Genomic DNA, 8,198 nt, shown 5'->3' with positions numbered 1-8,198 from the left:
GCCGTACAGCGCCCGCGCCAGCGCCACGCGTTGCGCCTGGCCGGCCGACAGCGCGGTGCCCTGCTCGCCGATCTGAGTGTCGTAGCCCTCGCGCATCTTGATGATCATCTCGTGAACGCCGGCCTCTTGCGCCGCCGCGATGATGTCCTCGGACCTGGCGCCGGGGTCGAACCGGCAAATGTTCTGCGCCACCGAGCCGCCGAACAATTCGACGTCCTGCGGCAGATAGCCGATATGGCGGCCGAGCGCGTCCGACGACCACTGATCGAGCGCCGCGCCGTCGAGCCGCACCTTGCCGCGGGCCGGCGTCCAGACGCCGACCAGCGCGCGCACCAGCGATGACTTGCCCGATCCGCTCGGTCCGATCACGCCGACGCCGCTGCCGGCCTCGGCCGCGAAGCTGACATCCTGCACGATCATCCGCTGGTCGCCGGGCGCCACCATGCTGACGCCCTCGACCGACAGCCGCCTGGCGGGGGCCTGCAGCAGCGTCTGCGCATTCGGCGCCGGCATCGCAAGCAGCAGCCGGCTGAGGCGGTGCCAGCTCTGGCGCGCGGCGACAAAGCCTTTCCAGTGGGCGATCGCCAGATCGACCGGCGCCAGCGCCCGCGCGCTCAGGATCGACCCCGCGATGATGATGCCGGCGGTGGCTTCCTGATGGATCACCAGATAGGCGCCGACCGCGAGCACCGCGGATTGCAGCATCATGCGCAGCACCTTTGCGACCGCGCCGAGGCCCCCCGCCACATCGCTGGCGCGCTGATTGCCCGCCAGATAGGTTTCGTTGGCCTCGCTCCAGCGCGCGTTCAGCCGCCCCGCCATGCCCATCGCGACCAGCACCTCGGCGTTGCGCCGGCTGGAGGCGGCCAGATCGTTGCGCCGCGCCGCCAGCGTCATGGCCTCGCGGGCGGGGGCGCGCGACATGAACTCGGTGATCACGGTCAGGGTGACGAGAATGACGGCGCCGGCCAGCGCGGTGACGCCGAGCAGCCAGTGGAACGCAAAACAGATCGCTATGTAGAACGGCAGCCAGGGCAGGTCGAAGAACGCGCCCGGTCCCTGGCTACCGAGGAAGGAGCGCACGTTGTCGAGATCGCGCAGCGGCTGCAGGCCCTCGTTGCGCGCGCCTGCCACCAGCGGCAGCCGCACGACGGTGTCGAACACGCGGCCATTGATGGCCTCGTCGAGCGAGGTTCCGATCCGCCCGAGGATACGCCCGCGGAGCAGGTCGAGCGCGCCCTGGGCGATGTACAGCCCGCCGGCGATGACGACCAGACCGACCAGGGTCGGCACGCTCCGGCTCGGCAGCACCCGGTCGTAGATCTCCAGCATGAAAACCGAGCCGGTCAGGTACAGCAGATTGATCATGCAGCTCATCAGCCCGACGCCGATAAAGGCCTCGCGGCAGGCGCGCAGCGCGTCACCGAGTTCGGAACGCCGGACACCGGGAGCGGCTGCCATCAGTTCTGATCTCTTCAAATGGAAATAAGGAACATGGCTGTTTTACCGATGTTTGTGGACACCGTCCATTTAAGTCGCGTTAACAGGCATGCGGTTCACGGCCGGCGCCTGGGCGGGGGGCATACCTGAATGAGGCGTTAATCTTTTGTTTTGACGGGTTTTCTTCGCACAAAGCGGCCCCGCCCCGGATCAGGCGGAGGGGCGGCTTTCGCCCGCAGCCGCCATGGGTTTTGAAGCCGATTCCGGCCTCGGAAACGGCACCAGAATCACGGACATCGACACCCGGCCGATCTCGCCGTGCGCGTCGAGCAGCACGCCGCTTCCTGCTCCCAATCCGGCCGCGGGCTGCCATCGGGTCTGCGCGCGGACGCCGACCCATTCTCCCCTGGGTTGCCTGAACAGCTGGACCGTCAGGTTCGGATTGGGGTCCGCCACGACATCCTGGAAAGGCCGTGCGATGCCGTGGGTCCAGTCGGCCGGGCCAAGCACCGCCGACAGCGGCCCGGCCCCTGCGATGATCGAATGATGAAGCCGGAACCAGGCGACGCCATTGCCCTCGCGCGCTTCCATGGCATCCATGAACCAGGGCCGGCCATGGGCGGCCTTTCGGGTGCGCACCGGAAATTGCGCGGGATCGGCGAGGTCGCTGCCTTCATCGGCAAGGCCCGGCAACTCGACCGCGCGTTCGCGCGACAGCGTCACCCTCACCGTGGCGCAAGGCTGGGGCTCGTTCGCCGGCCAAAGCGTGTTGTCGACGACGCTGACGCGGCCGCCTTCGCTCAGGACGGAAAGCTGCGTGCGCAAATCCGTCATCGGCGTCGGCCGCAGGAACCAGGCCGTCGCCGAGATGGCGGTGCCCCATTTCCGCGTCGCGGCCAGAGCTTCGACCTCAGCCGTCAGCAGGCTTGCGATCGCCCCGCCCTGAAGCCCGGCGAACGGCCCGGCCGCGAGCTCCGAGGGCTTCCAGTGATGGGGGGCGCCAAGCGGTTCGAAGATTGCCAAGAGAATATCCAGGGGTGAGCAGGATTGCGCGATGGGCTAGCTTGGAGCAAGATAGCGCCTGAGGCAAAAGGGATTTCCTCACTTCAGATGAATGAAATTCATCTATCAGAATCCTCGCGGCAATCGATTCCGCCCTTGACGGCGCTGCTCGCCTTCGAGCGCGCGGCGTCGCATTTGAGCTTCCGCCGCGCCGCGCGCGACCTGTCGCTCAGCCCATCGGCGATCAGCCATCAGATCCGTGGACTGGAGGCGCAGTTCGGCGTCAAACTTTTCGTCCGCGGCACGCGCTCGGTGCGGTTGACCGCCGATGGAGAACGCTATCTCGCAAAGGTCTCGGTCGCGCTGGCGTCCCTGCGGGAGGCCAGCCGCGACATGCTGCGCCATCGCCGCGACAGCGGCAGCGAACTCTGGATCAGCGCGTTGCCGTTTTTCACCAGCACGGTGCTGATCCCGGCGCTGCCGGATTTCAAGCGGCATAACCCCGGACTGACCTTGCGCATCGAAGCCACCCATCAATATGCCGACTTCAACGCTTCGCGCGTCGATGTTGCCATCCGCTATGGCCGCGAGCATGCGACCGGACTGAAATTCGAGCCGCTGGTGCAAGTGCGGGGCATGCCGGTCTGCGCGCCGGCGCTGATCAAGGCCGGCTTGCGCCGCCCGCAAGATCTGTCCCGACAGGTCCTGATCCATTTGACGACGCAACCGCGGGCATGGCCGGCCTGGCTCAAGGAGGCCGGCATTCCAGACATAACCCCGCGCGGTCATCTCTGGCTCGACAGTGTGCCTGCGATGCTGGAGGCCGCCGAGCACGGGCTTGGCGTCACGCTCGCGATGGCGCCGCTGATCAAGGCGCGGCCGGGATACGGCAGGAAACTGGTCGCCCCCTTTGAGTTCGAGGCGGCGCACAGCGAAACGATCTATCTGGTGTCCCGCACCGAGCAGACGCGCGACCGCCGGATCGGCGCGGTCCGGCGATGGATCACCGAGGCCGTCAGCCGCGCCCGCTAGATTCCCGACGTCACCGCCATTGCGGCGCCTGGCTCCGCCAGAATGCATCGCGCGATCCGGTCGGGCGCGATCTGCACATTGGGCTCGAGATCTGCGTCCGCTTCTTCGGCAACAGCCGCATCGGCGCGCCCGCAAGGTCACGCTTTTTCCCGAGCCGGATTCGCCGAGCAGGCCGGGTACCCCGCCCTCACCGGGCGACTGGCTGAAATCGTCGACGGCATGCACTGTGCGCTCGCCGGTGAAGCGAAACATTGAGGTCGCGGATTTTCGACGAAGCTGGTCATGCTGGTTCGGGCACCCGGCTGTGGAAATCGGTCGCGCGCTGGAACGCGGCGCCGATCCGCATCAGCATCGCTTCGTCGAACGAGCGGCCGATCAACTGCATGCCGACCGGGAGACCGCCGCGGGTAAAGCCCGAGGGGACGGCAAGCGACGGCAATCCGAGATAGTTGACCGGGCGGGTGAAGCGCGTGAGCCGCTGGATCACGGCTTCGGCGTCGGGGCTGTTGCCGACATCGCTCTCGGCAATGGTCGGCGCCGGAACCGGCGCGACCGGCGCCAGCACCGCGTCGGTGCCGGCGACGGCGGCCAGATAGGCCGATAGCGCCGGCCCGCGCCAGCGCATCGCCTCCAGATACGACACCGCGGGAATGGCGAGACCATTCTGCAGCCGCATCAAGACCTGCGGGCCGTAATCCTGCGGCCGCTCGATCATCCATCTTTTGTGGAACGCGGCGGCTTCGGCCGCGAGCACCAACTGGCAGGCCGCGGTGAGCTGGCGCTGGTCCGGCAGTTCGACCCGGACGATCTCGGCGCCCTCTTTGCCGAGAACCGCGATCGTCTCGTCGAGAATCCGCGCCACCTCGGGATCGAGGTCGTCGACATAGAACGCGGTCGGCACGCCGACCTTGAGGCCTTTCAGCGAGCCGCTGGTCGCCGCCATGTAGTCCGGCACGGGCAGCGAAGACGCGGTCGGATCTTCGGGGTCGGCGCCGGCCATCAATCCCAATAGCAGCGCACAATCCTCCGCGGTCTGCGCCAGCGGGCCGACGGTATCGAGCGATTGCGACAGCGGCATCGCCCCGGCCCGGCTGACACGGCCAACCGTGGTTTTCAATCCGGTGACGCCGCAGAAATGCGCGGGCATCCTGATCGATCCGCCGGTATCCGAACCCAGCGCCGCGAAGGTCAGCCGCGCCGCGACCGCGGAACCCGACCCCGACGACGAGCCGCCGGTGATATGATCGATCGCCCATGGATTATGCACCGCGCCGTAATGCGCGTTGTGGCCGGTCGGCCCGTAGGCGAATTCCACCATCTGCAGCGAGCCCAGCCGAATGGTGCCGGCGTCCTGCAGGCGCCGCAGCGCCGTCGAGGTCGTCGCCGCCACGAAGTCGCGCCGGATCAGCGAGCCGCAGGTGACGACCTTGCCGGCCTCGTAATACATGTCCTTGTGCGCCAGCGGCACGCCATGCAGCGCGCCGCGCTTGCTGCCTTTCGCCAAAGCCGCGTCGGCCGCGTCGGCAGCCGCGAGCGCCTGGTCCGCCTCGATCGCCATGAAGGCATTGAGGCGCGGCTGCCATTGCGCGATCCGGTCGAGGCAGGACCGCGTCACCTCACGCGACGAAATACGCTTCTCTGCAATCGCCTTTGCGACCGCTACCAGCGACATCAGGGCCGGTTCGGTGCTCATATCGAAACCTTCGCGGCCTGCACCAGCAGAAAGCCCGCCGGCTCCAGATCGAACGGCAAGGTGCCGGCGACCGGGGCAAAGCCCTGGAAGGCCGGGCCGATGGAGTTGGCGATGCGCGCGGCGACTTCGGCGTCCACGGGAACGCCGGCGACGTCGGTGATGGCCTTGACTTCCTTGGGACTGGGTTTTGTCATGCCGGGTCTGCTCCCTTAAGCCGGTGCGCGGCTGTGCCCGGAGCCCGGAATGGCCATGCAGCACGCCGCCTGGGCCCATTGTATCGAGCGCCGCGAGCTTTGGCGCGGCAATTGCGCAGAGCGGCTCCGCAAACGGGCAGCGGGCATGAAACCGGCAGCCCGATGGATGCGCCGGTCATCCAGCGCGAAGACGCGCTTCGCGCTTTTGCCCGCGCATCACAAGCTGGAAGGTTCACGAGTCATTTCGTCAGCAGCGCAAAAGCCCCGTTCCAGTCTTCCGGCGGCGGATTTTTCTGATAGCCGCGGATCCGCGTCTCGTAGAGCTGGTAGAGCAGTTCGAGCGAATCGGCTTCATCGGTGTTGCGGCCCCGCGCGATGGCTTCGATCGCGCCGTCCCAGTCGCGGCGGCGATAACAGCCGAGCATCTCGATGGTCAGGTTGCGCAGCCGCTGGAAGCGGCCGGATTGCGCGGTGTCCTGCCGGCCGGCGATCGCGTAGATCACCTCGGGCTCCTTCTTGCCCTTCACCATGATGAAATCGAGCTCGAGGATCGCAAACCTGTCCTTCACGGCAAGCGCGGTGCTGGAACCAATGATGATCGGGAATCCGTATTCCTTGGTTTGTCCCTCCAGGCGTGATGCGAGGTTGACGCCGTCGCCCAGCACCGAATAGTTGAATTTTATATCGGAGCCCATGTTGCCCACGGTGCAGGTTCCGGTGTTCAAACCGATACCGACATTGATCGGGATAAAGGCGTGTCCGCGCTCCTGCGCCTCTTGTTCGCGCTGCTTGTTGAGTTCGCCGATCTTTTCGAGCATGTCGACCGCTGCCCCGCAGGCATTGATGTGATGTTCGGGATCGTCGAGCGGTGCGTTCCAGAACGCCATGATGGCGTCGCCCATGTATTTGTCGATATAGCCCTTGCGTGCCAGGATCGCATTGGTCAGCGGCGTCAGGAAACGATTCATCAGCGCGGTCAGGCCCTGCGGATCGTGCTTGTAGGTTTCCGAGATCGCGGTGAAGCCGCGGACATCGGAGAACATGATGGTCATTTCGCGATCCTCACCACCGAGCACGAGCTTTTCCGGCGACTGCGCCAGCTGTTCGACCAGCGTCGGCGACATATATTGCGCGAACGCCGACCGAATCTGTTTCCGCTGCGCCTGCTCCCGGACGAAGCTGAAGAAGACCAGGGTGAGATAGATCACCGTGGTCGACATCAGGGGATAGGTGAAATCGATCAGCTGCCGGTGCTGGGCGTAGAAGTACCAGGATGTGCCGACCAGCCCGGTTGCGAACACCGCACCGAGCGCGACCAGCGTGACCGGCCCGAACAGCGGCGCGAACGCGATCACCAGCAGCCCGAACAACAGCGCCGTGCCGAACTCGATCGCGATGCCGTAGATCGGCTGCGAGATCACGGCGCCGGTCAGCGCGCTCTCCAGCACCTGGGCGTGGATCTCGACGCCCGGCATCGCCGGCGAGACCGGCGTGGTCTTGATGTCGTTCAGTCCCACCGCCGAGGTGCCGATCAAGATCAGCTTGCCCGAAATCATGTCGGGCGGAACCCGCCCCTGCAATACATCGACGGCGGAAACGTAGATCGAGGGATCGTTATGGGCAAAATGAATCCAGAGCTGGCCGTTGTTGTCGGTCGGGAGCTGAAGGCCGTTGAGGCCGAGGCTCTTGATGCCGGCCTTTTCGGCCTTGATCAGGATCGTGCCGGAGCCGGTTGCGACCCGCAGCATCTCGAAGCTCAAGGACGGCATGGTCGCGCCCTGGGCCTGCATGATCATCGGCACGCGCCGGACGATGCCGTCGCGTTCGGGCCGGATCGTGAACAGGCCGCGGCCCGCCGCCGCCGCTTCCAGCACATGGACGTTGCGCAACAGACCGGGGAAATCGAACATGAAGCGCTGCGGCTCCTCGCCCAGCATCGCCAGGCCGGTCAGCGGCAGCGACTTGTCGAACTCGGAAATCACGAACGGCAGCCCCGACTCGCCCAGCACGACGCGGGATTTGGCGATGGCATCGGCAAGCACCTGGTCGTTGCTCGGCAGCGCGCGCAACTTCGCCTTGGTATCGCTATCGAGGCTGCGGAAGGTATCGGCCGCGGCGTCCGGATTGAGCCGGTCGGGCTCCGAGAACACGACGTCGAAGGCGATCACGACCGCGCCGAGCCGGGTCAGGTTGGTGATGATGTCCGCGATCTGCGTCCGCGGCCACGGAAACTGGCCGAGTTCGGACAGGCTCTTTTCGTCGATGTCGACGATGGTGACCGGCCGTGCGGTTTTCACGCGCGGATCGAAGCGCTGGAACGTATCGAAGGTCCTGACCCTGATCTCCTCGACCGGGGCCGGATCGAGCATCCGCAGCGCGGCGAAGCCGACCAGCAGCGCAAGACACGCCAGCCGCGCATAGCCAAACTTCCGCGCGAACCAACGTCGCCATATCCTCAGCCGCTTCATGTGCTCATGATACCACCCCAAGGCGGATTGATCACGCCCGGCATGGGGTGTGGACAAGGCGTTTGACTGGCCTGATTCCGGACCCCGCTCGACCCGCGGTCTCGCGGAAAAGCTTCGACTGGATCAGATCGAAATCGTTCGGGTGCGCCAGGAGTCGCGCAACCGTCTCCGTCACACGGTCAGGTCGTGAGGCACATAGGCAACGAGCGTACCGTGAGCGTGGTCGGGAGCGAAACTGAAGTTGTCGGCCGAGTAATGCCCCAGCAGAGCCAGATCGACAGTCTGCACGCCATCTGAAATCGACAGCGTCCCGCCCGTTCCCGCGGCGTTTTCATGGTAGCTGATTGACGCCGTGGCATATCCCAGACT

At 66.0% G+C, this 8,198-nt stretch carries 7 protein-coding genes and 2 pseudogenes; 1 reads left to right on the top strand and 8 read right to left on the bottom strand.

Features of this window, described 5'->3' with window-relative positions:
- A partial coding sequence (locus WCE35_RS02900; RefSeq protein WP_424591837.1) for a type I secretion system permease/ATPase occupies positions 1-1,461 on the bottom strand: 1,461 nt, incomplete at its 3' end.
- Positions 1,462-1,650: 189 nt separating this feature from the next.
- Positions 1,651-2,463, bottom strand: coding sequence for an acyl-CoA thioesterase domain-containing protein (locus WCE35_RS02895; protein ID WP_424591836.1), 813 nt, complete (start codon positions 2,461-2,463; stop codon positions 1,651-1,653).
- A 135-nt stretch (positions 2,464-2,598) separates the two neighbouring features.
- Here WCE35_RS02895 and WCE35_RS02890 point away from each other — a divergent pair, with 135 nt between their 5' ends.
- Positions 2,599-3,474 (top strand): LysR substrate-binding domain-containing protein, encoded by an 876-nt coding sequence (locus tag WCE35_RS02890; RefSeq protein ID WP_424591835.1) that lies wholly within the window; start codon positions 2,599-2,601, stop codon positions 3,472-3,474.
- An 85-nt stretch (positions 3,475-3,559) separates the two neighbouring features.
- Here the strand turns inward: WCE35_RS02890 and dppD are convergent.
- The 6 genes and pseudogenes from dppD to WCE35_RS02860 all read right to left on the bottom strand — a co-directional run.
- Positions 3,560-3,726, bottom strand: a pseudogene (gene dppD, locus WCE35_RS02885) (dipeptide ABC transporter ATP-binding protein DppD); the annotation flags it as partial.
- A gap of 28 nt (positions 3,727-3,754) precedes the next feature.
- Positions 3,755-5,167 carry an amidase gene (locus WCE35_RS02880; RefSeq protein ID WP_424591834.1) on the bottom strand — a complete coding sequence of 471 codons (1,413 nt, stop codon included), beginning with the start codon at positions 5,165-5,167 and terminating at the stop codon, positions 3,755-3,757.
- Entirely contained in the window at positions 5,164-5,361 is a 198-nt protein-coding gene (locus WCE35_RS02875) for a hypothetical protein (RefSeq protein WP_424591833.1), read from the bottom strand. Before WCE35_RS02875 ends, WCE35_RS02880 begins: the two co-directional genes overlap by 4 nt.
- A 15-nt stretch (positions 5,362-5,376) precedes the next feature.
- A pseudogene (locus tag WCE35_RS02870) lies at positions 5,377-5,527 on the bottom strand (dipeptide/oligopeptide/nickel ABC transporter ATP-binding protein); the annotation flags it as partial.
- Between the two features lie 73 nt (positions 5,528-5,600).
- Positions 5,601-7,829, bottom strand: coding sequence for a CHASE2 domain-containing protein (locus WCE35_RS02865; RefSeq protein WP_424591832.1), 2,229 nt, complete (start codon positions 7,827-7,829; stop codon positions 5,601-5,603).
- 171 nt (positions 7,830-8,000) lie between these two features.
- Positions 8,001-8,198, bottom strand: a 198-nt coding sequence (locus WCE35_RS02860; RefSeq protein ID WP_424591831.1) for a hypothetical protein, incomplete at its 5' end; no start/stop codon positions are given.

This window comes from Bradyrhizobium sp., assembly GCF_049691595.1.
Classification (GTDB): Bacteria; Pseudomonadota; Alphaproteobacteria; order Rhizobiales; family Xanthobacteraceae; genus Bradyrhizobium.
Note: the sequence above shows the minus strand (reverse complement) of the source record. Positions and strands in the feature narration are given on the sequence as shown.

Coding starts and splice junctions, on each gene's coding strand:
- WCE35_RS02880 (WP_424591834.1), bottom strand. CDS start 5,167: ATGAGCACCGAACCGGCCCTGATGTCGCTGGTAGCGGTCGCAAAGGCG.
- WCE35_RS02875 (WP_424591833.1), bottom strand. CDS start 5,361: ATGACAAAACCCAGTCCCAAGGAAGTCAAGGCCATCACCGACGTCGCC.
- WCE35_RS02865 (WP_424591832.1), bottom strand. CDS start 7,829: ATGAAGCGGCTGAGGATATGGCGACGTTGGTTCGCGCGGAAGTTTGGC.